Source organism: Oceanobacillus rekensis, from assembly GCF_002153375.1.
In the GTDB taxonomy this organism is placed as follows: Bacteria; Bacillota; Bacilli; order Bacillales; family Amphibacillaceae; genus Oceanobacillus; species Oceanobacillus rekensis.
The window spans coordinates 234,738-261,430 of record NZ_MTBQ01000001.1 but is presented as its reverse complement, the minus strand read 5'-3'; the positions used below and the strand labels follow the sequence as shown (position 1 = coordinate 261,430).

The following is a 26,693-nucleotide window of genomic DNA, read 5'->3' as shown; positions in this document are numbered from 1 at the left end:
TGTTTTAATTGGATGCATGATTATTTTCTTTTTCCCGAAAGGATATCCTCTGTAATATCTTCAGGCATAAGTTCCTCTTCCAATATTTTTATTTTTTTCTTCAGCTGATATGTATCTTGCATCGTTGTAATGGAAAATTGCTCAAGTTGATTTTCCAATTGTTCAAATTTGTCATTCATAAAATATGATAGGACAAAAAGTACAACTGCAACAATAATGATGGAAACTATTACGTATAACATTTATATTCCCTCCCTTAACGTCATTATTAGTTATAACATAGAATAGCTTTTGAGAAAACATTAAACTTTTGTCAGGTAAATCTTGAAATGTTACCTGAACTCTGATATTATAATTAAAGTCTGTACGATTTAAGTAAGTTGATGAAAATGCTAGCTGTTAAAAGTTTGGAGGGAAGAACATGCGCGTAAACGTTACTTTAGCTTGTACTGAAACAGGTGATCGTAATTATATTACTACTAAAAATAAACGTACGAATCCTGAACGTATCGAGCTTAAAAAATATTCACCACGTCTAAAAAAACACACTTTACACCGTGAAACGAAATAAATGAATTTTCAATAAAAAACTCTTATCATCATGATAAGAGTTTTTTATTTGGAATATAAAAGTATATCTTTCTAAAGGGGCTGATTAAATGATTGAAAAAGCTAAATTACGAAAATCCGCTATTGAAAATTTAAAGAATCTACCAGAAGTTGATAGGAAACGGATAGAAGAGAAGCTCAGAGCACAACTTTTATCATCCTCACTCTGGAGTGGAGCTGAAACGATTGGCATAACAATGGCACAAGAATTTGAATGGTCGACAAAACCGATAATTCAAGCCGCTTGGGAACAGAATAAAAAGATTTGTGTTCCAAAGTGTTATCCAAAAGAAAAGAAACTTACCTTCTTTGAATTAAAATCCTTTGATCAACTCGAAGTCGTATACTATAACCTACTTGAACCAAAGCCTGAAATGGATAAGGAGATTAATAAGAACTCAATGGATCTCCTAATTGTTCCAGGTGTTGTATTTGACCGAAATGGTTACAGGATTGGATTTGGTGGTGGTTACTATGATCGGTTTTTGAAAGGTTATCCAAATATCAGTATTTCTTTATGCAGCAAATTGCAACTGGAGAATCATGTTCCAGCTGAAGATTTTGATATTGCGGTAAACTACCTTATAACCGAAGATGAAATGATTACGATTTAGTATGTTGCATAATATTGCATATATAGAAAATAACTAATAACACCATATCAGTGAAAAGGGTGTTTAAAATGAGAATCGTTTTGGCGATAGTTTTAATGGTCTCTGGGGTCTCTTTGCTATATAAGTGGCGCTATAAAGTAATGAATACATTATTGGCAGTTGGCATTATCAGAAAGCTAACGGTGTCAGCAACCATGAAATTACCTTCGATACGTAAAAATATATTACCGGAGTTATTTAATACAAGATCACATACTTATTAACAATAGAACGACAATTGGAGCTGCTTTGGTGGCTTCTTTTTTATTTGATAAAAATCTGGTTTATCAGTTAAATTCACCAATTGTACTGTTATGCTTTTGTTCTATCCAATTGAAATTAGTTCTGCTATGATAAATGGGGGAGGTGAATTTATGTATTTGGATGAACAATATAAGCTGTATCATATTGCCTATCATCTGGTGACAGAGAATAATTTTGATATTCTTCATATCAATGAGAAGGTCAATGAAATATGGCTGGAAAAGTATGAAAATAAAATATCAACAGTTGTACGATTTGTTCACAAGGGATTTGACTGGAAGAACCATTTAAAGAGAGATATCGCTCAAGTATTTCAAAAGTCACAGCCAATAAAGAAATTAACTAGAAGTAAGCGTATTGAGCTATATAATATTTATGTATCTTTCCATGCACCTGTGGACGACTGGGAAGTATTGAAAAAACCAATGCAGTTGAAAGAAAAGAACCCATTGAAGATGAAAGTATTTTATTTGGATGACGAGGATTCACATAATGAATTACAGAGATTACAAAAAGATTTAGGCCTTTCACTTGCAACAGGTACTGAGGATTTCACTGAAGAGGTCAAAGAAAAGAGAGTAATAAAATATAAATGCTATCTCTCTGATTCCCTGCAAAACAAACGAAAAGAAATTCAAAATGTATTCTCGTTTGGCAAACCCTATTTTACATACATATTAATTGCAGTTAATGTTCTGATGTTTATCCTACTTGAAATGAATGGTGGAAGTTCTCAGGTTGATGTATTGATTGAGTTGGGTGCTAAATATAACCCTGACATAATCAATGGGGAATGGTGGCGGATTATTAGTTCGATGTTCCTTCATATCGGTTTCCTGCATCTATTCATGAATATGCTAGCAATCTTTTATTTAGGTACTGCAGTGGAAAGAATCTATGGAAGATTCCGATTCCTAATCATTTACTTTTTGGCAGGTATTGGTGGTGGACTGACAAGCTTTGCATTTACTACGAGTGTCTCTGCAGGTGCATCTGGAGCTATCTTTGGTTTATTTGGGGCTTTACTCTTCTTTGGACTAATCTATAAACGTATTTTTCTTCAAACAATGGGAAAAGGTATTTTAATCATTATTTTAATTAATATAATGTTAGGATTTCTAGTACCTCAGATTGATATGGGTGCACATCTTGGTGGTCTATTAGCCGGATTTATCGCCTCTGCTTTCGTCCACCTTCCGAAAAAGGGAAATAGGAAGGTACAGCTATCTGCCTTCATTATCTATATGTTACTCGTTGTTGGAATAACGGTTTTTGGGGTTTCTAATAATTTACAGAGTCAAACATATCGGCTCATGCAAATTGAGGAATTATTAATGGAGGACGAATTTGAAGAAGTGGTTACTACAGCTACCGAAGCTTTAAAATTAGATGGAAAAATGGAAGGTGCAATTTTATTTCAGCGTTCCTATGCCTATATTGAATTAAATGAAATAACCCTTGCTGTTGCTGACCTAGAACAAAGTATAACTTACGAATCGACAATACCTGAAGCCTATTATAATCTGGCTCTTTTATATCATGATAACGGACAATTGGAAGAAGCGACTGAAATGGTAATAAAAGCATATGAATTAAAACCGGAAAACAAAGATTTCATAAGTTTATATGAAGAGATTACAGGTGAGAACCCCGAATAAAAGAACGCAATTCGAAAGCGTTTTTTATTCGGGAATTTTTAATCTATTCCATTTACAGTCTGGGGCAGTCTTTGTATTAATTTCTCTTTCTTTCCATTTAGTTCAAATAATACGAGTAAATGTGTATTTTTTTTATCAATAAGAACTAAAGGCATAAAACTATCTAATTTGTCATTAGGTGGATCTAAAGCAGGGATAATGTAATTTTTATATAAACCTTCCCATAACCTACCTATGGCATTTTTTGTTTCGATCTGTGTCATATTTGGAAGAACCATGTCGTTATATTGATACAGTTCAACCAAAGGAAAAGTTGAATAGTTTTCTGCATTCAGGTCAAAGTGATGAAATAATTCATGCCAATGAAAGAGTAATTGTTGTTTAGAAGATCTGTCAAGTAATTCTTTCCAATCCGTTTCATATCGATTTTTAGGTATCTTAAAGGATGCTATGGGGGTAGTTGGAGAGTCAATGACATATAACTCATTATATGACATCAGTTGAACACTCCGGATATCATCCTCGGAATAATGATTTTCTCCATGATGAAAGGAAATGCTTTGAAAATGTCTGGAATCTTCACTTTTAACTTTTTCGGTCATTTTAATCCGATTTGTATTTTGTACCCATTTACTTTGGACTCCACGAAGTCTGCCATTATCAAACAATAAGGATACATCTTGTCTGAGGTACATTGCTTTATCGCTTAAGGATGCTATTTTCCAGTCCATTTGATAGGTGTTGGTGTCGTCCTCGGATAGTAATTGTAAAGTTGTTTCAGCATGCTCCATCATACTATCTGTATCTAATGGAAAGAAACTGATTGTTTGTTGAGAACGTCCACTGAGTATAATGGTAATTACAAATACAAGGCTTAAAATGATTAGTAACGGTAACGTCCATCTTCTCATACTTATCATCCTTTTTGTTTAATAGGTAAGCTCTTTTCATATTTATATCTTACTTCGTAGTTGAGATAAATTACGAAATAAATAGCAGCGATCCCGGACGGTGGCAAAAGAACATACTTACAGAAAATCAGCAGTTACTTCGCAGTTAATAGATTTTGTAGCGAAAACTACACTTTTTCGGTCGGACGAGTAATCGCAGTCGCAATCTTCCACAAAAAAACCATTAGGTAAGAGTTTATATAAAAATGATTGTTTAAGACTATTAACAGCATAAGACACGTCCTGATAGCTTGTCTTTAAATATATGTGTTTGTTATCGTAATTATGTTTACGTACTTAGGTATAGAAAATGACCCCGGTAACAAACTATGTACATCATGAAAATGTCAGGTGAGATTAGATGAAGGAAAACGAGCAAAAATTATTTGATAGCTATCAGGAAAATGTGGATTATATTACGGATCGCTTAGCTGTTGATAAAAGTTTTGATATTATTAAACTGGATCTGGAATATGCTGAAACAAAAATGGCGATGTTTATGATTGATGGGTTTGCAAAAGATGATATTATGCATCTCTTGATGAAGTTTCTTGCTAAACTTGAACCGGAACAATTGGAACCTGACCCATTAACAAAATTATTAAAGACGAATATCCCCTATATTGAAATTGATACACAGGATGATTTGAATCAAGCGAGCGATGCAGTGCTTGCAGGTACAACTGCATTGGTAGTAGATGGTGTAGACAAAATTATCATGATTGATGCACGTACATATCCGGTAAGGTCATCGGAAGAACCGGATCTGGAACGAGTTGTCAGAGGATCTAGGGATGGATATGTTGAAACAATTGTTTTTAATACTGCATTAACACGGCGTAGGGTTCGTGACCGTTCCTTAAGAATGGAGTATTTGCAAATTGGAAGAAGATCAAAAACGGATATCTGTGTTTGTTATCTTGAGGATATTGCTGATGTGGATCGGGTAGATGTGCTTAAAAAAGATTTACAAGAAATTGATACGGACGGACTGCCAATGGCTGAGAAAACCATTGAGGAATATATGAGCAGTAGATTCTGGAATCCATTCCCAGCAATCCGATATACAGAAAGACCGGATACTGCCGCTGCACATTTATATGAAGGACATATTCTGATTATTATTGATGGGTCGCCAAGTGTTATGATTACTCCTGCAACCTATTGGCATCATATGCAGCACGCTGAAGAATATAGGCAAAAACCGATGGTCGGTGCATACCTAAGAATGGTGCGTTTTATTGCTGTTCTACTTTCAATCATAATCCTGCCGTTGTATTATCTTTTTGCTTCCACACCGGATTTACTTCCCGGGGGACTTGAATATATAGGCCCAACAGATGTAGGAAATGTTCCGTTAATAGTCCAGTTCCTGATTGCTGAACTAGGTTTGGATATGCTCAGGATGGCAGCCATTCATACACCAACATCATTAGCCACAGCCTTAGGGCTTGTAGCCGCTATTATGATTGGTCAAGTATCTGTTGAAGTAGGCTGGTTTACGAATGAAGTTATCCTATATATCGCCGTTGCGGCCATTGGTTCCTATGCAACACCAAGTTATGAAATGAGTATGGCAAACAGACTGACCCGTATTTTCCTACTATTAACTACAGCCGCATTTGGGGTTATTGGCTATATGTTAGGGATAACCATTTGGATTTTGTACGTTACAAAAATGAGAACATTTCACATTCCATATTTTTGGCCGTTCATTCCATTTTCATATAAAGCTTTCCGTGATATCCTAGTACGGATTCCAATTCCGCTGAAAAACCGAAGACCTACATTTCTGAACCCACAAGACCCGGACCGTTAATTAAGTCCGGGTTTTTTATAATACCTTAAAGTATCTATTTTTGATACAATAGAGAGTGGTGAATATAATGAAAACAATTTATGATATACAGCAGTTATTGAAAAGATATGGTACCTTTATTTACACTGGTGACAGAATTGGCGATTTTAATCTGATGGAAATAGAAATCGATGAACTTTATCAAATGAGATTTATAGAAGTAAAAGAATATCAAATGGCTAAACTTTTATTAAAAAGAGAGATAAATAGACTAGACGGCCAAAAAGGAGCGACTGATTAATGAATGAATTACTAATCGGAATCGATATTGGTGGTACAACCGTAAAGATCGGTATCATCGATAATAATGGGGCAATCGTTGAAAAATGGAAAATTCCAACAAACATTTCTAATGGTGGTAAAACTATTGTTGATGATGTATGGAATTCCATAGTTAAGAAAATTGAATCACTGGCCCTGAATAATACTTTGATTAGCGGCATAGGAGTAGGAGCACCGGGTTTTATTAATGCAGATACCGGATTTGTATACGAAGCAGTAAATATTGGGTGGAAAAATGTTGATCTGGCAAACCAGTTGAAATTAAAATCTGGTATACCGGTATTCATTGAAAACGATGCGAATATCGCTGTACTTGGAGAAAATTGGACTGGGGCAGGAAACCAATCTAAAAATCTTATAGCAATTACGCTAGGTACTGGTGTTGGTGGTGGTATTATTGCGAATGGTACTATCCTCAATGGAGAGAGTGGTATGGCCGGAGAACTTGGTCATATAAAAGTAGAAGATAATGGTTATTCATGTAATTGCGGAAACTACGGCTGTTTGGAGACAGTTGCATCTGCAACTGGTATTGTCAGACAAGCAATGGAAAAGATCTCGGATTTTCCTGATAGTGTGCTTGGAGAAACATACAGAAAAAATCAGCGGATTACAGCTAGAGATATCTTTGAAATAGCGAGTGATGGAGATTCCATGTCGAATCATATAATTAAAAGAACGGCAGATTTACTCGGTCAGGTGATTGCAAATATGGGTGTCATTATTAATCCATCCAAGGTTCTGATTGGGGGAGGAGTATCAACAGCTGGTGATCAACTAATTGATGAAATCAAATTAGCATTTGAAAAACATGCATTACCACGAGTTAAAGATGCCTGTGAAATAAAGGCAGCACAGCTTGGGAATGACGCTGGTATAATTGGGGGAGCGTTTTTAGTACTAGATAAGCTGCACAAATTCTAATTTCACACTTGATTTTTCTCCGAATACTATTAAAATGGTAAACCAAATAATGATGCTTATTAATTTTATGTAAATATAGTGAAACCTTTTGAATGGCTATTACGTCATATATATAGTTGTCCACGTTAACTTTTATTTACAATTAAACCATAGAAAAAGAAAAAAATTATTATGTAAATGGAGAGAGTTTTATAGGAGGAAAAATCATGAAGCTTAAACTGCCTTCAATACCTTTATATATGATCGCAGCATTATTGTTTGGATTAAAAACATATATTGTTTATCGATTTATGTTTAATATTGAATTAGAAAACCCGATGCAGGAGTTTATTTTACTTGTTAATCCTTTCGTATCAGCATTTTTAATTTTTGCAATCAGTGTATGGTTTAATAAAACATCACGGCAAATGAAATTCATCAGATATGTAACACTGTTTTTAACATTGATAGTGTTTGCCAACCTGGTGTTTTATCGTCAGTTTACAGACTTTATAACCATTCCACAATTATTTATGGGAAGTAATATGTCAGACCTTGGATCAAGTATTTTAACTTTAATTAAACCCTATGATATTTTGTTATTTATAGATGCAGCCATTATATGGTATTTAAGTAAGAAGCAAGAAAGTATGTTGGCTGTTGACTATCCAAAAAGTGGGAAAGTATTTGCACTTGCAATGTCACTTGTACTGCTATCTGGTAATTTCTTCCTTGCTGAAATGGAAAGGCCACAGTTATTCACACGTGCTTTTGATCGTGAATATCTTGTCAAAAACATTGGATTGTTCAACTACCATGTTTATGACCTAGTTGTTCATTCAAAAACGGAATCCCAACGTGTATTTGCAGATGGTAACGAATTGCCTGAAATTCAGGAGTTTGTTGATGAGAATGTAAGAGTAGATGAGCATTCAAATATGTTTGGTGCAGCTGAAGGTAAGAATGTTATCTTCATTAACGCAGAGTCACTTCAGCAATTCGTAATTAATAATCAAGTTAATGGTGAAGAAGTGACGCCATTCCTTAATCGTCTTATCGATAATGAAGACACATATTATTTTGATAACTTTTACGAGCAGACCGGTCAGGGGAATACCTCTGACTCCGAATTCCTTGTAGAAAATTCACTCTATCCTTTATCACGCGGTGCTGTATTCTTTACACATGGAAGTAATGAATATAATGGCCTACCTGAAATCCTAAACGAAGAGGGATATACGTCAGCCGTACTTCATTCCAATAACAAAAGTTTTTGGAACCGGGATGGTATGTACGAAAGTCTGGGAATTGATCAATTCTATGGCGAGGAATCCTATGAATTAACAGAGGAAAATACAATTGGTTGGGGACTAAAGGATAAACCATTCTTTGAGCAATCGATTAAGTATTTGCGGTCGATGGAACAACCTTTTTATTCAAAGTTTATTACGTTAACCAACCATTTTCCATTTGAAATGAGTGAAGAAGATACATCGATTGATGCATATGATTCCAATTCAGCTACACTTAATAATTACTTTCCAGCTGTAAGATATATGGATGAAGCAATTGAAGAATTCTTTACACAGTTGAAAGAATCTGGTTTGTATGAGGACTCTATAATCGTTATCATGGGAGATCATATTGGTATTAGTGCCAATCATAATAAGGCAATGAGCATGTATTTGGATAAAGACCAAATCACTCCTTATGATCAAGTACAATTACAACGGGTACCATTATTTATTCATATTCCCGGTAATGGTAATGGAGAAGTTATATCTGAGGTAACCGGTCAAATTGATATGAAACCGACGTTATTAAGTTTGTTGGGTATCGAAGTAGAAAATGATATCTATTTCGGTAATGATGTATTTTCCAAAGATAGAAAAGGCTATATTGCCTTAAGAAATGGTGATTTTGTAAGTGATGAGTATATTTCTACAGTAGGTATCTGTTATGATCGCCAAACAGGTGAGCCAGTACAGAGTAAAATAGAATCGGAAGAAGAAAATCAAAAAAAAACCAAAGTGGCTAATGCCTGTTTACCAATTCAAGAAAAAGTTGAAGCAGAATTAGCTTACTCCGATAATTTGATTTATGGGGACTTATTCCGATTTGTTGATGTCGGTGCAGAAGATGAAGAACTATTTGAAAATGACTAGCCAAAAAAACTGTTTTCAGCAAAGACTGAAGACAGTTTTTTTATATCATATGTAAGCATGAATTTCTGACAGCAATTTACTGACAGACATAAAACAGCTCCGTCAATGGGTGCAATTCATAATCGGTACCTAGATTTTTAACTTTTGTTCAATAAAAGCTCCGCGTAAATTTTGTTGCTTTTCAACCTTTGAAGTTTCTATAAACATCGAACTAACTGCTAGATGATTACTATAAGTATGTGCTTTTATCGCCGTCTGGGATCGCTCTGGGCTGATGCGCACCTTAGGGCACGGCCTCAAGCTACGTCCGAGAAAACCACTCTGCGGGGTCTTCGGACACGTGCTTTTCCCACAGGACAAGGAAGACTTCGGCAGCTTTTGCATCTTCGTAAGAAAATTGGTTTGTATTTTCGAGGAGTCACAGCCCTCACCCGGACTGGTGAAGCTATACGATGTTATTTTAGCTATTGCAGATATATTAATTGCAAGCATTTCTAACTAGCTCTGGGAAATACACGGAGACTACGGGAAGAGAAGTATAGATGAGACACTGAAATGCGTCAGCATGAAAGGGCTCACTAGCCACCTTAGGCGCGGTAGTATATTTTCCAGAGCGGTCCCCGAAGTTGCTTATCTTAGTTTGCAATTTATCTCGACTGCGGAGCTAATAATAACAATCTATACGAAAACAGCCATAAAAAAAGTTAACTCTTTAAAGTTAACTTTTTTTGAAACCAATGTTTAATTAATAATGCCTATCTCTGATAAAATAGTTGCAATTGAGAAGAAGCCAAATGCTAACGCTGCAAGTCCTGAAAAAGCCAAAGCAAAAAGGTTTTTGTATTTCAATTGACGAATAACGGATACAATTGAGAGTAATGCTACAAATAAAAATACAATTGCGAGTACAATATGCTGCATAGATTTCATCCTCCTTCTGAAGCTGTTTTCCTAAAGCATGAAATTTTGTTAGGAAGTACTTTTATATTATTATGTAACTAAGACATTCTATCTTTTATTTTAAAGCATTAGTTTGTTTTTGTCGAGTTATAATAAAATCGTTTTCTTTTGATCATCAAAATGATAATAAATGGAGGTTTTTGTATTGAAGATTGAAGGTATGTCTCTAGGACCTATCGGTACAAATTGTTATATTGTTTATGAGGGACAGGAAGCATTAATTATTGATCCTGGTGCTGAAGCAGAAAACATTACTCATTTTCTGCAGCAGAATAATCTCCAAGTCAAAGCAATTTTGTTAACACATGCACATTTTGATCATATTGGCGCATTGGAAGAAATTAGAGTGCAGACTGGTGCCAAAGTCTATATCCATGAGAATGAAGCATCATGGTTATCTGACCCAGAGAAGAATGGTTCCCGAAAGCTACGTGGGAATGAAATTACTGCGAGTGCAGCGGATTTCACACTTGCTCCAGGTAACATTCAACTCGGAACGTTTAACTTTAGGATCTTACATACTCCAGGACATTCACCAGGCAGTGTAAGTTTTGTCTTTGAAGAAGATCAGATTATAGTAAGTGGTGATGTTTTATTTTACCAGGGAATAGGAAGGACAGATTTGTATGGAGGTAGTATGGAAGAGCTAGAAAGGAGTATTCGAAACGAGCTCTATACCTTGGATGATACTTATACCGTCTATCCAGGACACGGTCCAGAAACAACGATTGGTATGGAAAAACAAAGAAATCCATTTGTTAGAGAATAAAATAAAAAACCCTGCATATTATTAATGCAGGGTTTTTCAGATTTTAATGTCCGAAACCAGGTACAAGTATAAATTCAGAATACCATGTAAAACCAATCATGAATACGGTACAATACGCTCCGAATAAATACATATACATACGTTCAGATAATTTCAAATAACTTACTGTAAGGAAAAACGCCGTTTGAGCCAGGAATAATAGTGCAGTATTCGTCATGTCACCGACATAAAACATTACTGTAAAAATACCCGTCCAAAAGGCAAGAACACGAAACATACGATCCATGTGTATTCCCCCTCCTTTTAGGTAGCCTTTTCATTGTTATTATATACGACGATTAACAGAATGTAAACGAATGTCCTAAACAATTACTATAAGAGGATGTTCAATAAGTCACCAAATGATCAGCATCGAATCTAGTCGCCCGCTTGCTTTTCCGCTACTCACGTATTAATTGCATAATTTTAATGGAAATCTGCCCCTCCGTCTAAAAGCATATTCGGAGAAGGGGTTCCACGGTGCAAGCCAGTTAAGAAGCAAATTCGCTTATGTAGGCTCGCCGTCTCAATCTTCTCGCTTATAATTTGGCTCCTTTTTAAAAACACACTATGATAGTTAATATTTACAGCTTTGCAATACCCGATAAGCCTATTCCGTCACGTTTTCTTCAACTTGTAATATATTTGTTATTTCGTAGCGGTGTTCGTTTGAATCCGAAGTAATATTGAAAAGTAATTCATAATTACTAGCTTTTAATGCTTTAACTTCAATTCGCACTTCGCCATTTGGAAAATCATATGTTAAAGTATCATTTAATTGTATGTGTTCGATTTCTGATTTGACCTTTTCACGCCCCATTTGAAAAAGAGTCTCTATTCTCACTTGCTGAATATGCCTATCAGTTATTTCTATTTCACGTTGATAATGATTGATGTTAGCTGTTATTAACAGAAAGAGCAACGAGATGATGAATAATACATATGGTAGAATAAAACCATCTTCATTAGTAGTACTGTACAATTGATTTTTCATATTTATCTCCTGATAGCATGGTTACAGAAATACGTACCCCAAAAGGGAGGGAAGTAAAGGAAATATCTTTTACTTCCCTTAAATATATTTCATGACCTTGCCCATTTATCTGTCGTCTAACCAAGCTTCCATATAATTCAAGTTTTGCAGATACATGCTCGTATTTTTGATTTAGATATAATTTTTTACCTTTGACTTGAAGGGATGTAGATTTTATTACCTCATCCCGAACAAACTGAAAGAATTGTTGTACGGAAACTTCTTCATAGTTTGATTCATAGTCAGCAGCTTGAATTATATAGCTTAGAAACGGCAATGTAATGGATAGTATTGTAATCGTGAGTAATACGGTTATAAATGTAAAGCCTTGCTCACGATGTCTGTATTCCATACAAACATATTTCTTCCTTTCTATTCTTTGCATTATTCCATTCGACACATCCTTTAATTAATTGCTTTTCAATACTGAATTCAAATTTTGCAGGAATTGTATGAACAGTTTCAGTGAATTGTGATGGAAGTTTTTCCGTTGAAGGATTCCATATAAAATACTGTAATTCATCATGGAGCATATGCGTTAAATGACGGCGATCACTTAAAACTTTTTGTTCAGCGTCCAGAATCAAAATAATCGGCAGGAATGTAGAAACTGTCATGAATAGGATGCTTGCTGCTACCAATACTTCAATTAAGGTGAAGCCGTTATCTTTCCGCAATATAAAACCTTCCTTTCCCAAGCTGGAAAACTGCATTATAATCGTTATTTTTTGTCGTGATTCGTATCGTGCGAGGGTAGATAAATGTACCACTAGTATTAAAACTAATATCGGCATTTCCTCTTGGATCAATTACCAATCCAGGTGGATACGTTCGTTCCGCAATGGTTTCGGATGAGCCTCGTAATATCTTATAATTATCTTTATATAATCTGATAAATACTTCTTCATTTGTAATTAAGTTACTCATATTCTGCACATACAACACATCAAATTGAAAGGTCTCAATAAATTGCTTTTCTTGCTGCTTTGCTATCACATCTACGTTGATGGGAGGGAGGAGTACTAAAACAACAGATAATAATGTTAGTACAAAGAGAACTTCCAGCAACGTAAAACCATTAGGAATCCTTTGGTATGGAGACAACTCCCTTGCCGTCCTCTTCTATAATATAATTTAAATCTTCATTATTTTGACATGATTTCTGTTCATCATTAATATAGTCTGGTACCAATTCATCTAAAGTAGCAGGATACTTATTCTTGTCGATATAATATGTCTCCACTTGCGACTGAACGGTACTCGCTAGTGCTTCACAACCTTTGCTGTGTACTTCGCTACTTTTATCGCCTAAATTAGGGACGATAAGGATAATTAAAACCGAGATGACCATCAAAACAATTAACATTTCGATTAAAGTAAAACCACGATTGTTCTTAAACATTGTATGAACTCCTTTATAGTATATGTTCAAAGAGTAGGATAAAAATGACCGAGGTCTGCTAAGTTCGCAACGTCCTTTTGCAACACCGACACTAGCACGCCTGTGCGTCAAAGTTTGAGTAAGCGTAGTCCTTGTAGGACGAAGTTGCTAACAAAGAAATTCGATATGTCATTTTTACCGGACTTTTTGAACAACCTTTTATATTGTTTTGATTAATTGAAACATTGGCCACATCAATGTTAGATATATAAAAACAATGAAACCGGCCAGGATTAGAAAGAACACTGGTTGGATGAATGTAATACTTTTGATAATTTTCCGTCTGATTTCCTCCATTAGTAGCTCGGAATAAATGTTCAGATCCTTTTCTAGGGAATGTGCATCAACATTTTTACGGAAAATAGAAGTTAACTGGTTTTCCATAAAAGTAAATACGGTTAGTAAACTGGAAATATGAAGTCCCTTTGATAATTCGGTTGTCATTTGACTTGCATAGTAGGCGATTATAGGAAGTTTTTGTTGGTTGGACATATGATGTAGAATTTCCCGAAATGACATGCCGGTTTTAAGGAGGGAACTAAAATGAGCGGCGAATAAATAGGATGTTTGCAGCTTCAAAAATTTCCTGTATACAGGGGTTGCGCTATATACTTTTATCTGGTTTTCAATTGGCAATTTATGCTTTGTTAGGGTCCATACAACAACCAAACTGAAAAATGCAATCATTAAGAATAGCAGAACGTTACTAAGAATATCAATAACGACAATGGAAATTGAAACCGTCAAGGATGCTTCTGTACTTGTTTGGAAAATATCTTGGAAGGAGGGGAGTACACTTGTCTTAATGAAGTAGAGAAGCAATCCAAAGACAAAAAATAAAATTAATGGGTATCTAGCAACCTGTTGAAATTTCTTAATATATTTCATTCGATGATCATACATAGCGGCACATTTTTCAATGCTTCCTTCTAAATCACCATTTCCACGTACGAAATATAAATAAGAAGTGATGATAGGGTGGAATGCAGCCTGTTCAAATGCCCCATCAATTGATAGGCCATCCTTCAATGATGTCGTAATCAAATCCGCAGTTTGGTTCATTTCCTTATCCCACTTGATTGTTTCCAGAGCTTCTAGTAATGGGTAACCACTTGACAATAGACGATGCAATAACTGGAGAAAGCGAAGTTGCAAATTACTGTTTAACTTTTTCTCACGAGTAGTAAATCTCTTCAGAAATGAATCCATATGCAAAAGCCTTCTTTCTTAAATACTCAAATGAATGGAACGTTTCTGGTTTCATATATTCCTTTCCTTCAATAACATGCTCAAGCGTCTCACCATCCAGTAATTCAAGTATCGCTGCTCTTCGTGTTGCTTGGTTAGTTTGCAAAGGAACTAACTCCAATGCTGCTACTGCTATCAGCGATTGTTCCAGGTCACTTCTTTCAATGCCCATATCAATTAATCGATGAATGGTACCTATAGCATTTTTTGCATGTAATGTACTTAAAACAAGATGTCCTGTCAATGAAGCCTCAAATGCGAATTGTGCTGTATATTTATCACGGATTTCTCCCACCATAATAATATCGGGATCATGACGTAAGGCAGCTTTGAGGCCCGTTTGATAGGTAATCCCAGCTTTTTCATTTACCTGTACTTGTAGAATATGTTCCATATCTTTTTCAATTGGATCCTCCAATGTAATTGTCTGGTAGGATTTTTCCTGCACGATTTGTAATCCATTTCTTAATTCTGTTTAATTGGTTTGGAAAAAGAAATAGTTGTTCCAATGTGAGTGTGGTATCCTGCGGAAGGATTCTGATAGCCAAGCTTTCTGTTTGATGAAGTGGGAGTGTTGATATACGTAATGAATATAATTTGGCATCTGCATCATGCTGAATGGTGCCGTTCTGCGGTTTCCTGGATTCACCAATGTCCATACCGGAAATAAATTTATAGTAGGTTAGGAGTAACTGGTATTGCTCTATCCGAATTTTTTCATACAATATCCGTTTACCTTGAACACGGAAATAGATGTCGGTATGATTCTGAAATGGGTAGAAGTGAATATCGGAAGCATTTACTTTAAGCGAAGCATTCAGAAGATTGTCAGACAATTGGGCTGCAGGGTTCAATAAAATTTCACCTCCTTTTTTATCCAACAAATACTATATTCGACATGCTTTGATAAATTCCTTCTTTATAAATAAAGATTTTTGAATATATTTTTTTGTAATGCAAATGATAGGAATATTAGCTTAAACGTGGGGTGGGATTCATGTGTCTGGGAATGATTATATAAAATTTATGACCGAGCAATTTATCACCTATATGGACTTGTCAACAGAGGAAAAAAAGAAACGTAAAAACAAAAGGATAGATTATCCATTTTACACAAGCAAATGGCTTGGCATACTTCCGTTTACAATAAAAATGATGTTTCAAAAGGAGAATAGCAGGTAGGGCTTCTGCTATTCTCCTTTTTGTTTACTTATAGTGTGTATAAAAAGACCGAGGAATTCCCTTCTCCGAATACGTTTGTAGACGGAGGTGCAGAATTCTATTAAACGTATACTATTAATACGTGAGCAAACGATCTTGCTCGCAGGAAAAACGTTTTTCTTTTCCAAGGAACGGAAAAGCAAGCATTCGTGAGAAATTCGATGTGTGATTTTTACCGGACTTTTTGAACATCCTCTTATAAAGCATCCTCTCTTAAATAAAATATTCCACCATTGATAACCGTTATTGTAATTTTGGGTGTATAACGTTTTGTTAAGTCGTCGATTTCTTTTTTCATTTGTTCTGTATCTGTTTCCCCTTCATAAAAATGTTTTAATGTTTGAATTTCCTCATCAAGTATTTTGAGTGATTTCTTAGCCCAGTCATCTTCCTGGTTATGAACGTAATTCGTAATAACATCCTCTATTCGCAAATAACCGCTTTTAAGCTTTATCATAGGAGAAATGGTAAAACAGAAGTCGGAAATTTTTGTCTGTAAATCGAGTTTGTCTAATTCTTGCATCATATCGAGTTTCATTCTTCCATTTACCAGATGCAGTCCAATAGAAAATATTTCATCTTTTTTATGTTGCCCTTGATAACTAATTTTAATGTTTGTGACAAGCCATGGATATAATGGAATATTTGTTGTTGTAACAACCTTTTGAAACAGCTTCGTATAACGCTCGTTGCTTTTCAGATGATTCATAATCTGTTGTAATCTTGGACTGCCGAAATGGATCCATTCACCAGGAACCTCACGCTTTTCGGGATTGGTAATCAAACTTAGCTGCATGGGATCGCCATCCCGTCCGATTTTCTTGATGTAATGCCAATAAAATGGTCTGTTCATTAGTTCCCGGTCCATTTGTTCATTGAGTTGTATTTTTAAAACGCCATCACTATTTTGAATGACTTTGCAATTCTTTGCTGTGAAATAGCTGCTTAAAAATAAATTCAAATTAGTTATTGCCATATAGCTTCTCCTCAGTTGTATGATATGTTGGTGTGCTTTGAATGATTGATGATAGGTTATTTAATTTAATTTTCACTTCTCCCGCTGATGTGGATTCGTTGTAAATGGATTCCATTTCCGACTCAATACTTTGTATATTTAATTCGGCAAGGATATCATCCAAATTTCCGACTACTTTTTCAAACAGATCAATCTTTTTATACAATAGGTTCAGAATATGTTCTTCAATCGTATTCCGGATGACAATATTATAAATATGCACATCCTTTTTCTGACCGAATCGGTGAATCCGACCAATCCTTTGTTCCAAACGCATTGGATTCCATGGAAGATCATAATTAATCAAGTGACTACAGAACTGAAGATTAATACCTTCACCACCAGCTTCGGTTGCAATAAGTACTTGTGCATGATTCTCGAAAAGTTGTTTCATCCAATCTTTCTTTCCACGTTTAAATCCACCTCGGAAAGGTACAGACGAGATACCATGCTGTTTTAGATACCATTGCAGATAGAACTGTGTTGCCCTATATTCGGTAAATACGATGACCTTCTCACACCCGAGCGATTGGATCAGCTCGACAATTTTTTCTGCTTTTATATGATGTGGAAGCTGTTCGATTTTGGCAAGTATAGGTTTTACTTCGCTGTCATTATTTTGCTGCTCCGTTAGTTTACTTAATGACATATAGCATGCTTCACGTGAAGAACAGATTTCTCTTAAGTATGTTATTTTCGAAAAAGTAGTGAACCCTGAAGAAATATTAACCAAATGATCATAAACATCACGACTTTCTTTCGGAAAATCAAGCCATAATGTTTCTATTTTTCGTTTGGAATCATTAAGGTTGGTTGCTTTTCTTGTATTTCGAATCATTACCTTTTGGATCAACTGTTTTAAATATGGATCTTGTTCTAATTTACTACGGTCTTTTCCAAATTTTTTAATAAATGAATCATAGCTTCCTAAATGTCCAGGTTTGAGAATCGTAATCAAATTAAATATTTCAATCAGTCGATTTTGCACCGGTGTTGCAGTTAACAGCAAACAATACTTCTTCTTTAAAGCCCGGGCAAATTGATAGTTTTTCGTTTTATGGTTTTTCAGTTTATGTGCCTCATCAATCAGGATAAAATCATATTCCAATCCCAATATTTCATCCATGTTAGGCGGGCGTTTTGCAGTATCGATTGAAGAAACGATAACTGAATTACCCTTCCAACTATAGTTCTTTCGGTAAGCAACTGCCGGTATATAAAATTTTTCATTCAATTCATTGACCCACTGATTAACGAGTGAAGCCGGAACGAGAATAAGCGCATTTTTAACCAATCCGCGAATCATATATTCTTTTAAAATAAGGCCAGCTTCAATGGTTTTACCCAATCCTACCTCGTCAGCCAATATTGCTTTACCATTCATGGTTTCGATAGCCTGTTCGGCTACTTCAACCTGGTGATCCATAAACTCCATATGTGGAAGGTATTCCAGTGAACGCAACCCATTAAATGAAGGTGCAATGGTAGTAAGCTCTGCCTGATAAGCCATTGAAAAAAGATCCCAGTTTGAAATTTGCTCATCTTTTTCAAGAACTGACTCTAATTCATTTATGAAGGTTGGTTCTTTTTGTATATGAATAGAATCCATATGATAAGACCACTTTCCATTATTAAAATTTGGAAATTACTATAACTTTCATTCTAATTATGCTATAATTCGAAAAGAAATAGATTTCCTTGATAATGGTATATAGTATAACCAAATATGGATTTTTCATTAGCGAATGATTACAAGGGGAGAGCTTACGAATAGTAACGCCGAAGGAGCAAGTGAAGAGCGAATCTCTCAGGCAAAAAGACTCTTGTATGACGCAACTCTGGAGAGTGTTTACGATTTGTAAACCACCCACGAAGCAAGTATCTAAACTGATCACTATCTATTTTTCAGTTAAGATATGCAACTTTCTGGTTTAAGGACAGAGATTTCTTCAGCATTTGAAGGGGTCTCTATTTTTATGCGTTTTTTTAATAAAAGAAGAACAGGAGAGTGTTAGGATGAGTGATTTGAGACGTACACCTTTATTTCCTGAATATGAAAAACATGGAGCAAAAACGATTGACTTTGGTGGATGGGATTTACCAGTACAATTTTCTGGTATTAAAACAGAACATGAAGTTACTCGAACGAAAGCAGGACTTTTTGATGTGTCCCATATGGGGGAAATTTCTGTTAAAGGGCCAAAAAGCCTGGATTTCCTGCAATATTTAGTAACTAACGATGTTTCCAAATTAGTTCCCTCACGTGCACAGTACACAATCATGTGTTACGAAAATGGAGGAACGGTTGATGATTTAATTATTTATATGCTTGCAGAGGACGATTATTTGCTTGTTGTAAATGCTGCAAACACAGACAAGGATTATGAGTGGCTTGTTAGAAACAATCAGTACAATAGTGATGAGGTCTCCATTACAAACATATCAGATGAATATGTTCAATTGGCACTGCAAGGACCCAAATCAGAAGAAATACTGCAAAAAATTACGGAAACAGATTTAAGTGAAATTAAATTTTTTAGATTTATGGACAATGTTTTATTTAACGGCCTAAAACAGCCTGCAATTGTTTCTCGCACAGGATACACAGGGGAGGATGGATTCGAAATTTATATTGAGAAATCCGAAGGCCCTGAGTTGTGGAATTTAATTTTAGATGCTGGTAAAGATAATGGTCTTGAACCAATTGGTCTTGGTGCCAGGGACACACTTCGTTTTGAAGTCAATCTTGCATTATACGGTCAAGAGTTATCAAAAGATATTACGCCAGTTGAAGCTGGGTTGACATTTGCAGTAAAAGTGAATAAGGAATCAGATTTTATTGGCAAAGAAGCATTAAAGAATCAAGTTGAAAATGGCTCAGTAAGAAAGCTAGTAGGAATCGAGATGGTTGATAAAGGTATTCCACGTCATGGTTATTCCGTATGGAAAGATGCTACAGAAATTGGATTTGTCACTTCGGGCACCCAATCACCGACATTGAATAAAAACCTTGGACTTGTTCTAATAGATTCACAATTTGCAACGGAAGGTACTGAATTGGAAGTACAGGTAAGAAAACGCACCCTTAAAGCAAAAGTCGTCAAGACACCATTCTACAAACGTGATAAATAGAGGAGGAACCATAATGGAATTTCGTTATTTACCAATGACTGAAAATGATAAACAGGAAATGCTTCAGACAATTGGTATTAAGTCTACAGATGAGCTTTTCGCTGATATTCCAAACAGTGTACGTTTTCAGGGGGAACTACACCTGAAAAAGCCTGTGAGCGAATATGAATTAAAAAAGGAACTTACACAAATGGCAAATAAAAATGCAAACTTGAGTGAGTACAGCTCTTTCCTTGGAGCGGGAGTATATGATCATTTTATTCCTTCCGTTGTGGACCATGTCATATCGAGGTCTGAATTCTATACTGCTTATACGCCATACCAACCGGAAATATCTCAAGGGGAGCTTCAGGCTATTTTTGAGTTTCAAACGATGATATCGGAATTAACGGGTATGCCTGTAGCGAATTCTTCCATGTATGATGGGGGTACATCACTTGCAGAAGCGGTTAATTTAAGTGCTGCTCAAACAAAACGAAAGAAAGTACTGGTTTCCCAGGCTGTGCATCCTGAATCACGTGCAGTAATCGAAACATACGCAAGAGGTCAAAATGTGGAGATCGTGGAAATTGGATTAAAAGACGGGTTAACTGATCTTAATCAGCTGGAACAGGAGTTGGATGAAACAATTGCCGGTGTTGTCATACAATACCCTAACTTTTTCGGCCAGATTGAGCCACTACAAAAAGTGGAAGAACTAATCAAACAGCAGAAGAAAACGATGTTTATTGTTTCAAGCAATCCATTGGCACTTGGATATCTCACTCCTCCAGGTGAATTTGGAGCAGATATTGTGGTCGGGGATACACAAGTATTCGGAATTCCAGCACAATTTGGCGGACCGCACTGCGGATATTTTGCTACAACAGAAAAACTCATGCGTAAAGTTCCTGGACGTCTTGTTGGTCAAACGAAAGATGAAGAGGGCGTCAGAGGATTTGTTCTAACACTGCAAGCAAGGGAACAGCATATTCGTCGTGATAAAGCAACTTCAAATATTTGTTCCAATCAGGCATTAAATGCACTCGCAAGTTCTGTAGCAATGAGCTCTATCGGGAAACATGGCTTGAAAAAAATGGCAACGGTAAATATGCATAAGGCAAGATATACGAAAGCGAGTCTTAAAGAAGCCAATGTGGAGGTAATTTTCGAAAGCCCATTTTTCAATGAATTTGTTGTAAAACTTTCTGACTCAGTCACGAAAGTTAATGAGAAATTATTTGAAAAAGGTATTATTGGCGGGTATGACTTGGGACGAGATTATCCGGAGTTTGAAGGTCATATGTTAATTGCGGTAACAGAAATTCGTACAAAAGAGGAAATTGATTCTTTTGTAAAGGAATTGGGGGATATCAATGGCTAATCAAGATTTTCCATTAATTTTCGAACGTAGTAAAGAAGGAAGAACAAGCTACAGTCTACCAGATTTGGATGTTACTGAATTCAATTTGGAATCCGAATTGGAGGAAGTATATATTCGTAAGGCACCACCTGAACTACCGGAAGTCAGTGAACTGGATATCATGCGTCATTATACAGGTCTATCCAATAGAAACTATGGTGTGGATACCGGATTTTATCCACTCGGATCTTGTACGATGAAGTATAATCCGAAAATAAACGAAGATGTAGCACGATTGGAAGGCTTTAGCAACATCCACCCTCTCCAGGATCCTAAAACCGTTCAGGGTGCAATGGAAATGCTTTATGATCTGCAAACTTCTTTAAAGGAGATTACAGGGATGTATGAAGTTTCCTTGCAATCAGCTGCAGGAGCACAGGGTGAATGGACTGCATTGATGATGATACGTGCTTTTCATGAAGCAAATGGCGACTACCATAGAACGAAGGTAATTGTTCCTGACTCGGCACACGGTACAAATCCTGCATCAGCTGCAGTTGCAGGATTTGACGCAGTAACGGTTAAAACAAATGAAAAAGGATTAGTTGATATAGATGATCTCAAAAGCGTTGTTGGAAATGATACGGCAGCACTAATGCTTACCAATCCAAATACGCTTGGATTGTTTGAAACAGAGATCCTTGAAATGGCTGAAATTGTCCATGGAGTAGGGGGTAAACTCTATTATGATGGAGCAAACCTGAACGCAATCATGGGTTATACACGACCTGGGGATATGGGATTTGACGCAGTCCATCTGAATCTCCATAAAACTTTTACCGGACCACATGGTGGTGGTGGACCTGGATCAGGACCTGTTGGAGTATCCAAGGAACTTGAACCATTCCTGCCAAAACCGGTAATTACAAAAATAGACAATGAGTTTATTTTTGAATATGATAGACCACAATCTATTGGAAGAATTAAACCATACTACGGGAATTTTGGAATCAACTTGCGTGCCTATACGTATATTCGCACAATGGGTGCAGAAGGACTGAAGAAAGTAAGTGAATATGCGGTACTAAATGCTAATTACATGATGCGTAAATTGGAAAAAGAATATGAACTACCGTATACGCAGCATTGTAAACATGAATTTGTATTATCTGGAAGCAGACAGAAGAAATTAGGTGTACGAACACTTGATATCGCTAAAAGGCTTTTGGATTTTGAATACCATCCACCAACCATTTATTTCCCACTAAATGTTGAGGAAGGATTAATGGTAGAACCGACCGAAACAGAATCAAAGGAAACATTGGATGGTTTTATTGATGCTATGCTTACAATAGCTGAAGAGGTTAAAGAAAATCCTGAAATTGTTCAGGAAGCACCACATAACACAATTGTTAAACGAATGGATGAGACTACGGCAGCTCGTAAGCCGATTCTTAGATATAATAAATAATTGAAGAGGTTATTCAAAAAGTCCGGTAAAAATGACGCTTCGAATTTCGCACGAATGCTTGCTTTTCCGCTACTCACGTATTAATTAAATACGCTCGAATAGAATTCTGCACCTCCGTCTACAAGCATATTCGGTAAGGGAATTCCTCGGTGCAAGCCAGCTAAGAAGCAAAATTCACGAAGTAGGCTCGCCGCCTCGAACTTCTCGGTCATTTTTATACTCCTTTTTGAACACGCAATAGAAGTAAGAATAAAAAACCCAGGAATATTTTCCTGGGTTTTTACGATTAGTTTTTTTTCTTTATTTTACCAGTCCACTTTTTGAAACCGCCTTTTAGCTGGTATAGGTCTCTGTAACCTTTTTTATGCAGTAACTGTGCTGCACGAGCAGACCTGGAACCACCTTGGCAATATAAATATACAGGTTTATCCTTACGCATTTCAACTAATCGCTGTTTCATTTGGCTAACAGGAATGTTTCTCGCTCCGAGGATATGTCCCTTGTCAAATTCCTGGGGTTCTCTAACATCGATAAGTTGTGCTTTACGGTAACCTTCTCGGAATTGATCTTCGGTTAGCACCTTCGTGTAATTTCGTTGTCTATAATAGCGAAAAATCCCTATTGCAAGTAGCACAACTAAAGCTATAAATAAAAACTCCATTTTACTTCCCCCGTCTGTCCAAAAATGTACATTATCTATTATATGGCTAGTATGGTTATATTTCAAAGTATTTCTCTTTATTTTAGCCTATTTGACATTTATTATTAGTATTAGGGAGATTTTGATAACTTTTTAGGGGCTTTCTTATAATGCAAACGATAAAATTGTTTGATACTGTAAAAAAATAAGCAATTCACTTTGAATATCTCTATTATTCTTCCAAAATCATAGTATATTAGTTGTTGACAAAACAGAATATATGCGATTCATATACAATATATAGTGTTCTTTTGAAAATCAAGTACTATATATTGTTTTATTTTCGCTAGTTGTGGTATTCTACTATTAGATAAAAAGCTAGTTATATACAAAAGGAGAGACCTGAATGTCGATTGTTGTAAAATCTCAAAATAAGCTCAATGTAAAGTCACTGAATGAGGATATAAAATTCTTTTCGCCGGTACATCCAATATCAGAGGAAATGAATCTAACGCATAAGGGGGTATCACGTCTTGTAATGCTTGATCGCTATGCATTTAAGGATACGGAAAAGAAGACATTAAAAGTTGGCGACTTTGTTGTCTTGACGGTAAAAGCAGATCCGAAGTTTCCGGCAAGAGGACTTGGCTTCATAAAGTCTATTGACTGGAACGAAAATAAGGCAGATGTACAAGTTGATCCTGAATTCATCTCCGTGCTTGATGATAAAAAAGAAGCAGAATCCGGTATTATAAAACGTTCACTTGATGTGATTGAAAAACCATTGGAAGTTTTTTATGAACAAATTGCGAAACGAAATGCAACAGGACTTTCCAGTGTGGAAAACACAGTAGAAAAGCGGAATGAGTGGTTCGAAGTATTCAATAAAGAACTTGCAGACTTGAATTTCATACCAGCAGGAAGAGTTCTATATGGTGCAGGAGCAGATACCGATGTAACCTATTTCAACTGCTATGTTATGCCGTATATCAAAGACTCGCGTGAAGGAATTTCCGATCACCGGAAACAGGTAATGGAAATTATGTCCCGTGGAGGCGGTGTTGGAACAAACGGATCAACCTTACGACCAAGAAACACATTGGCAAGAGGCGTTAATGGAAAATCCTCCGGTTCCGTCTCATGGTTGGATGATATTGCAAAGCTTACACATCTAGTAGAACAAGGTGGCTCAAGACGTGGAGCACAAATGATTATGTTAGTAGATTCTCATCCTGATATTATCGAATTTATTATTTCCAAGATGCAGAATTCCAGGATACTTCGATATTTAATCGAAAATACCGATGATGAACAAATCAAAAGGCTTGCAGAAGAGAAATTGAAATTTACACCTTTAACAGAAACAGAATTTGATCTTTATCAGAGTGTCGTAAATTATAAGGCAATTCCTGGTCTTGGTGGTTTTACTGAAGCTGCAATGCGTGAAGCAGAAGACAAGCTACGTATAGGTGGAACATACACCGTTCATAACTCTGAATTTTTGACAGGTGCAAACATATCTGTTTGTATTACAAAAGAATTTATGGAAGCAGTCGAAAATGATGAATTGTATGAACTACGCTTTCCTGATGTAGAGAATTATACAAAAGAAGAAATGAAAGCTTACAACGAACAATGGCATGATGTAGGTGATGTTCGTAAATGGGAAGAAATGGGTTATGGTGTTCGAGTATATCGTCGTATTAAAGCTAAAGAATTATGGAATTTGATTAATGTATGTGCGACATATTCAGCAGAACCTGGCATTTTCTACATCGATAATGCGAACGATATGACAAATGCTAAGGCATATGGTGATCAAGTAGTAGCAACAAATCCGTGTGGGGAACAACCACTCGCACCTTATTCAGTCTGTAATTTAGCTGCTGTAAACCTAGCTGAAATGGCTGATAAGGATACGAAGAAAGTAAACTTTGAAAAGTTAAAACAAACGGTTCAAACAGGTGTAAGGATGCAGGATAATGTTATTGATGCAACACCATACTTCCTGGAAGAAAATAAAAAGCAAGCTCTCGGCGAACGTCGGGTTGGCTTAGGTGTTATGGGTATGCATGATTTATTAATTTATTGTGAGACACCTTATGGATCGGATGCAGGAGATGATCTAGTAGATAAAGTGTTCGAAACAATTGCAACGACTGCATATCGTACTTCCATTGAAATTGCCAAAGAAAAAGGAAGTTTCCCATTCCTTGTTGGTAAAAATGATGATGAAACAAAAGCTTTAAGAAAAGCGTTTATCAACACTGGCTATATGAAAGGAATGCCAGAAGATATTAGGCAAGATGTCTTGAAATATGGCATTCGCAACTCGCATTTATTGACGGTGGCACCTACAGGAAGCACTGGAACAATGGTTGGTGTAAGTACTGGTCTGGAACCGTATTTCTCTTTCTCTTATTTCAGAAGTGGGCGACTTGGTAAGTTTATCGAAGTGAAAGCAGATATCGTTCAGGAATATTTGGATAGAAACCCGGATGCAGATCCAGAAAATTTACCAGATTGGTTCGTAACTGCAATGGAATTGGCGCCGGAAGCACATGCAGATACACAATGTGTTATCCAGCGTTGGGTAGACAGTTCCATCTCCAAAACGGTGAATGCACCAAAAGGATATACAGTTGATCAGGTGGAGAGTGTTTACCAAAGACTATATAATGGCGGTGCAAAAGGTGGAACGGTCTATGTTGATGGCAGTCGTGACACACAGGTATTGACACTGAAAGCTGAGGAAAATAAAGTTGGTGAGCAAACAGAGTTGTTTGCAGATACAGAGAAGCCTAAAATTGTCCTAATGGATACGATTCAGGAACTCGGTAAAACAAAAGTAACAATTGGCTCTGAAATCGGCGATACTTGTCCTGTCTGCCGCGAGGGAAGTGTAGAAGATATTGGTGGTTGTAATACATGTACAAGTTGTGGCGCACAGCTGAAATGCGGTTTATAAGATAGAAGGAAAAAGGACCAGGTTTGGTCCTTTTTCTTCGTATTCTGTTAAATAATTTGAGTTGAAGTTGAC

General features: G+C 36.2%; 27 protein-coding genes, 1 pseudogene and 1 riboswitch. Of the genes and pseudogenes, 13 read left to right on the top strand and 15 right to left on the bottom strand.

What is annotated here, in order from left to right; genetic code table 11:
• Window positions 1-20: 20 nt before the first annotated feature.
• Window positions 21-242: a hypothetical protein gene (locus BV906_RS01390; protein ID WP_087971683.1), complete on the bottom strand. Its 222-nt coding sequence runs from the start codon at window positions 240-242 to the stop codon at window positions 21-23.
• Between the two features lie 179 nt (window positions 243-421).
• Here BV906_RS01390 and rpmG point away from each other — a divergent pair, with 179 nt between their 5' ends.
• The 3 genes from rpmG (at window position 422) to BV906_RS01370 (ending at window position 3,184) form a co-directional block, all read left to right on the top strand.
• The gene (gene rpmG / locus BV906_RS01385) at window positions 422-571 is read left to right on the top strand and encodes a 50S ribosomal protein L33 (protein WP_067730425.1); all 150 of its coding nucleotides are present in this window, start codon (window positions 422-424) and stop codon (window positions 569-571) included.
• An 88-nt stretch (window positions 572-659) separates the two neighbouring features.
• Window positions 660-1,223: a 5-formyltetrahydrofolate cyclo-ligase gene (locus tag BV906_RS01380; protein WP_087971682.1), complete on the top strand. Its 564-nt coding sequence runs from the start codon at window positions 660-662 to the stop codon at window positions 1,221-1,223.
• 413 nt (window positions 1,224-1,636) lie between these two features.
• Complete coding sequence (locus BV906_RS01370; RefSeq protein ID WP_087971680.1) at window positions 1,637-3,184, top strand: rhomboid family intramembrane serine protease; 1,548 nt, start codon at window positions 1,637-1,639, stop codon at window positions 3,182-3,184.
• 38 nt (window positions 3,185-3,222) lie between these two features.
• Here BV906_RS01370 and BV906_RS01365 read toward each other — a convergent pair whose 3' ends face one another.
• Window positions 3,223-4,095 (bottom strand): hypothetical protein, encoded by an 873-nt coding sequence (locus BV906_RS01365; protein WP_087971679.1) that lies wholly within the window; start codon window positions 4,093-4,095, stop codon window positions 3,223-3,225.
• A 400-nt stretch (window positions 4,096-4,495) separates the two neighbouring features.
• Here BV906_RS01365 and BV906_RS01360 point away from each other — a divergent pair, with 400 nt between their 5' ends.
• The 4 genes from BV906_RS01360 (at window position 4,496) to BV906_RS01345 (ending at window position 9,342) form a co-directional block, all read left to right on the top strand.
• The gene (locus BV906_RS01360; protein WP_087971678.1) at window positions 4,496-5,953 is read left to right on the top strand and encodes a spore germination protein; all 1,458 of its coding nucleotides are present in this window, start codon (window positions 4,496-4,498) and stop codon (window positions 5,951-5,953) included.
• A 67-nt stretch (window positions 5,954-6,020) separates the two neighbouring features.
• On the top strand, window positions 6,021-6,233 hold the full coding sequence (locus BV906_RS01355; RefSeq protein WP_087971677.1) for a YqgQ family protein: 213 nt from the start codon (window positions 6,021-6,023) through the stop codon (window positions 6,231-6,233).
• A complete protein-coding gene (locus BV906_RS01350; RefSeq protein WP_087971676.1) occupies window positions 6,233-7,198 on the top strand; it encodes an ROK family glucokinase in 966 nt (321 codons plus the stop codon). The genes BV906_RS01355 and BV906_RS01350 overlap by 1 nt, the downstream gene beginning before the upstream one ends.
• A 206-nt stretch (window positions 7,199-7,404) precedes the next feature.
• Window positions 7,405-9,342, top strand: coding sequence for an LTA synthase family protein (locus BV906_RS01345; RefSeq protein WP_087971675.1), 1,938 nt, complete (start codon window positions 7,405-7,407; stop codon window positions 9,340-9,342).
• 741 nt (window positions 9,343-10,083) lie between these two features.
• Here the strand turns inward: BV906_RS01345 and BV906_RS01340 are convergent.
• On the bottom strand, window positions 10,084-10,263 hold the full coding sequence (locus tag BV906_RS01340; protein ID WP_245843791.1) for a DUF2759 family protein: 180 nt from the start codon (window positions 10,261-10,263) through the stop codon (window positions 10,084-10,086).
• A 184-nt stretch (window positions 10,264-10,447) separates the two neighbouring features.
• On the opposite strand from BV906_RS01340, the gene BV906_RS01335 reads away from it, so the two are divergent.
• On the top strand, window positions 10,448-11,071 hold the full coding sequence (locus BV906_RS01335; RefSeq protein WP_176330240.1) for an MBL fold metallo-hydrolase: 624 nt from the start codon (window positions 10,448-10,450) through the stop codon (window positions 11,069-11,071).
• Between the two features lie 43 nt (window positions 11,072-11,114).
• Here the strand turns inward: BV906_RS01335 and BV906_RS01330 are convergent, their stop codons facing one another.
• From BV906_RS01330 to BV906_RS01295, 8 genes and pseudogenes are all read right to left on the bottom strand, one after another.
• On the bottom strand, window positions 11,115-11,357 hold the full coding sequence (locus BV906_RS01330) for a DUF2626 domain-containing protein (RefSeq protein ID WP_087971673.1): 243 nt from the start codon (window positions 11,355-11,357) through the stop codon (window positions 11,115-11,117).
• Window positions 11,358-11,720: 363 nt separating this feature from the next.
• Window positions 11,721-12,104: a hypothetical protein gene (locus BV906_RS01325; RefSeq protein WP_087971672.1), complete on the bottom strand. Its 384-nt coding sequence runs from the start codon at window positions 12,102-12,104 to the stop codon at window positions 11,721-11,723.
• Complete coding sequence (locus tag BV906_RS01320) at window positions 12,076-12,495, bottom strand: competence type IV pilus minor pilin ComGF (protein WP_176330239.1); 420 nt, start codon at window positions 12,493-12,495, stop codon at window positions 12,076-12,078. Before BV906_RS01320 ends, BV906_RS01325 begins: the two co-directional genes overlap by 29 nt.
• Window positions 12,476-12,820, bottom strand: coding sequence for a type II secretion system protein (locus BV906_RS01315; protein ID WP_176330238.1), 345 nt, complete (start codon window positions 12,818-12,820; stop codon window positions 12,476-12,478). The genes BV906_RS01320 and BV906_RS01315 overlap by 20 nt, the downstream gene beginning before the upstream one ends.
• Complete coding sequence (comGD, locus tag BV906_RS01310; protein ID WP_087971669.1) at window positions 12,807-13,247, bottom strand: competence type IV pilus minor pilin ComGD; 441 nt, start codon at window positions 13,245-13,247, stop codon at window positions 12,807-12,809. The genes BV906_RS01315 and comGD overlap by 14 nt, the downstream gene beginning before the upstream one ends.
• A complete protein-coding gene (gene comGC, locus BV906_RS01305) occupies window positions 13,222-13,545 on the bottom strand; it encodes a competence type IV pilus major pilin ComGC (protein ID WP_087971668.1) in 324 nt (107 codons plus the stop codon). Before comGC ends, comGD begins: the two co-directional genes overlap by 26 nt.
• Window positions 13,546-13,743: 198 nt before the next feature.
• Window positions 13,744-14,793: a competence type IV pilus assembly protein ComGB gene (gene comGB, locus BV906_RS01300; protein ID WP_087971667.1), complete on the bottom strand. Its 1,050-nt coding sequence runs from the start codon at window positions 14,791-14,793 to the stop codon at window positions 13,744-13,746.
• A pseudogene (locus BV906_RS01295) lies at window positions 14,759-15,668 on the bottom strand (ATPase, T2SS/T4P/T4SS family). The gene comGB and the pseudogene BV906_RS01295 overlap by 35 nt, the downstream one beginning before the upstream one ends.
• A gap of 163 nt (window positions 15,669-15,831) precedes the next feature.
• Between BV906_RS01295 and BV906_RS01290 the strand changes: the two are divergent.
• Complete coding sequence (locus BV906_RS01290) at window positions 15,832-16,014, top strand: YqzE family protein (RefSeq protein WP_087971666.1); 183 nt, start codon at window positions 15,832-15,834, stop codon at window positions 16,012-16,014.
• 235 nt (window positions 16,015-16,249) lie between these two features.
• Here BV906_RS01290 and BV906_RS01285 read toward each other — a convergent pair whose 3' ends face one another.
• Window positions 16,250-17,029, bottom strand: coding sequence for a YqhG family protein (locus BV906_RS01285; RefSeq protein ID WP_087971665.1), 780 nt, complete (start codon window positions 17,027-17,029; stop codon window positions 16,250-16,252).
• On the bottom strand, window positions 17,016-18,677 hold the full coding sequence (locus BV906_RS01280; protein ID WP_087971664.1) for a DEAD/DEAH box helicase: 1,662 nt from the start codon (window positions 18,675-18,677) through the stop codon (window positions 17,016-17,018). The genes BV906_RS01285 and BV906_RS01280 overlap by 14 nt, the downstream gene beginning before the upstream one ends.
• Window positions 18,678-18,813: 136 nt before the next feature.
• Window positions 18,814-18,901, top strand: a riboswitch (glycine riboswitch).
• Between the two features lie 183 nt (window positions 18,902-19,084).
• Between BV906_RS01280 and gcvT the strand changes: the two genes are divergently transcribed.
• From gcvT to gcvPB, 3 genes are read left to right on the top strand one after another with little or no spacing between them, the layout of a single operon-like run.
• A complete protein-coding gene (gcvT, locus tag BV906_RS01275) occupies window positions 19,085-20,200 on the top strand; it encodes a glycine cleavage system aminomethyltransferase GcvT (protein WP_087971663.1) in 1,116 nt (371 codons plus the stop codon).
• Between the two features lie 13 nt (window positions 20,201-20,213).
• Window positions 20,214-21,563 carry an aminomethyl-transferring glycine dehydrogenase subunit GcvPA gene (gcvPA, locus tag BV906_RS01270; protein ID WP_087971662.1) on the top strand — a complete coding sequence of 450 codons (1,350 nt, stop codon included), beginning with the start codon at window positions 20,214-20,216 and terminating at the stop codon, window positions 21,561-21,563.
• Complete coding sequence (gene gcvPB, locus BV906_RS01265) at window positions 21,556-23,013, top strand: aminomethyl-transferring glycine dehydrogenase subunit GcvPB (protein ID WP_087971661.1); 1,458 nt, start codon at window positions 21,556-21,558, stop codon at window positions 23,011-23,013. The genes gcvPA and gcvPB overlap by 8 nt, the downstream gene beginning before the upstream one ends.
• Before the next feature lie 80 nt (window positions 23,014-23,093).
• Here the strand turns inward: gcvPB and BV906_RS19985 are convergent, their stop codons facing one another.
• Both BV906_RS19985 and BV906_RS01260 read right to left on the bottom strand, forming a co-directional pair.
• Window positions 23,094-23,225 (bottom strand): hypothetical protein, encoded by a 132-nt coding sequence (locus tag BV906_RS19985; protein WP_281254100.1) that lies wholly within the window; start codon window positions 23,223-23,225, stop codon window positions 23,094-23,096.
• A gap of 74 nt (window positions 23,226-23,299) precedes the next feature.
• Complete coding sequence (locus BV906_RS01260; RefSeq protein WP_087971660.1) at window positions 23,300-23,674, bottom strand: rhodanese-like domain-containing protein; 375 nt, start codon at window positions 23,672-23,674, stop codon at window positions 23,300-23,302.
• A gap of 385 nt (window positions 23,675-24,059) precedes the next feature.
• Here BV906_RS01260 and BV906_RS01255 point away from each other — a divergent pair, with 385 nt between their 5' ends.
• Window positions 24,060-26,621 carry a vitamin B12-dependent ribonucleotide reductase gene (locus tag BV906_RS01255; protein ID WP_087971659.1) on the top strand — a complete coding sequence of 854 codons (2,562 nt, stop codon included), beginning with the start codon at window positions 24,060-24,062 and terminating at the stop codon, window positions 26,619-26,621.
• The last annotated feature ends 72 nt before the right edge of the window (window positions 26,622-26,693 follow it).

Coding starts and splice junctions, on each gene's coding strand:
- BV906_RS01390 (WP_087971683.1), bottom strand. CDS start 242: ATGTTATACGTAATAGTTTCCATCATTATTGTTGCAGTTGTACTTTTT.
- rpmG (WP_067730425.1), top strand. CDS start 422: ATGCGCGTAAACGTTACTTTAGCTTGTACTGAAACAGGTGATCGTAAT.
- BV906_RS01380 (WP_087971682.1), top strand. CDS start 660: ATGATTGAAAAAGCTAAATTACGAAAATCCGCTATTGAAAATTTAAAG.
- BV906_RS01370 (WP_087971680.1), top strand. CDS start 1,637: ATGTATTTGGATGAACAATATAAGCTGTATCATATTGCCTATCATCTG.
- BV906_RS01365 (WP_087971679.1), bottom strand. CDS start 4,095: ATGAGAAGATGGACGTTACCGTTACTAATCATTTTAAGCCTTGTATTT.
- BV906_RS01360 (WP_087971678.1), top strand. CDS start 4,496: ATGAAGGAAAACGAGCAAAAATTATTTGATAGCTATCAGGAAAATGTG.
- BV906_RS01355 (WP_087971677.1), top strand. CDS start 6,021: ATGAAAACAATTTATGATATACAGCAGTTATTGAAAAGATATGGTACC.
- BV906_RS01350 (WP_087971676.1), top strand. CDS start 6,233: ATGAATGAATTACTAATCGGAATCGATATTGGTGGTACAACCGTAAAG.
- BV906_RS01345 (WP_087971675.1), top strand. CDS start 7,405: ATGAAGCTTAAACTGCCTTCAATACCTTTATATATGATCGCAGCATTA.
- BV906_RS01340 (WP_245843791.1), bottom strand. CDS start 10,263: ATGCAGCATATTGTACTCGCAATTGTATTTTTATTTGTAGCATTACTC.
- BV906_RS01330 (WP_087971673.1), bottom strand. CDS start 11,357: ATGGATCGTATGTTTCGTGTTCTTGCCTTTTGGACGGGTATTTTTACA.
- BV906_RS01325 (WP_087971672.1), bottom strand. CDS start 12,104: ATGAAAAATCAATTGTACAGTACTACTAATGAAGATGGTTTTATTCTA.
- BV906_RS01320 (WP_176330239.1), bottom strand. CDS start 12,495: ATGGAATACAGACATCGTGAGCAAGGCTTTACATTTATAACCGTATTA.
- comGC (WP_087971668.1), bottom strand. CDS start 13,545: ATGTTTAAGAACAATCGTGGTTTTACTTTAATCGAAATGTTAATTGTT.
- comGB (WP_087971667.1), bottom strand. CDS start 14,793: ATGGATTCATTTCTGAAGAGATTTACTACTCGTGAGAAAAAGTTAAAC.
- BV906_RS01285 (WP_087971665.1), bottom strand. CDS start 17,029: ATGGCAATAACTAATTTGAATTTATTTTTAAGCAGCTATTTCACAGCA.
- BV906_RS01280 (WP_087971664.1), bottom strand. CDS start 18,677: ATGGATTCTATTCATATACAAAAAGAACCAACCTTCATAAATGAATTA.
- gcvT (WP_087971663.1), top strand. CDS start 19,085: ATGAGTGATTTGAGACGTACACCTTTATTTCCTGAATATGAAAAACAT.
- gcvPA (WP_087971662.1), top strand. CDS start 20,214: ATGGAATTTCGTTATTTACCAATGACTGAAAATGATAAACAGGAAATG.
- gcvPB (WP_087971661.1), top strand. CDS start 21,556: ATGGCTAATCAAGATTTTCCATTAATTTTCGAACGTAGTAAAGAAGGA.
- BV906_RS19985 (WP_281254100.1), bottom strand. CDS start 23,225: ATGACCGAGAAGTTCGAGGCGGCGAGCCTACTTCGTGAATTTTGCTTC.
- BV906_RS01260 (WP_087971660.1), bottom strand. CDS start 23,674: ATGGAGTTTTTATTTATAGCTTTAGTTGTGCTACTTGCAATAGGGATT.
- BV906_RS01255 (WP_087971659.1), top strand. CDS start 24,060: ATGTCGATTGTTGTAAAATCTCAAAATAAGCTCAATGTAAAGTCACTG.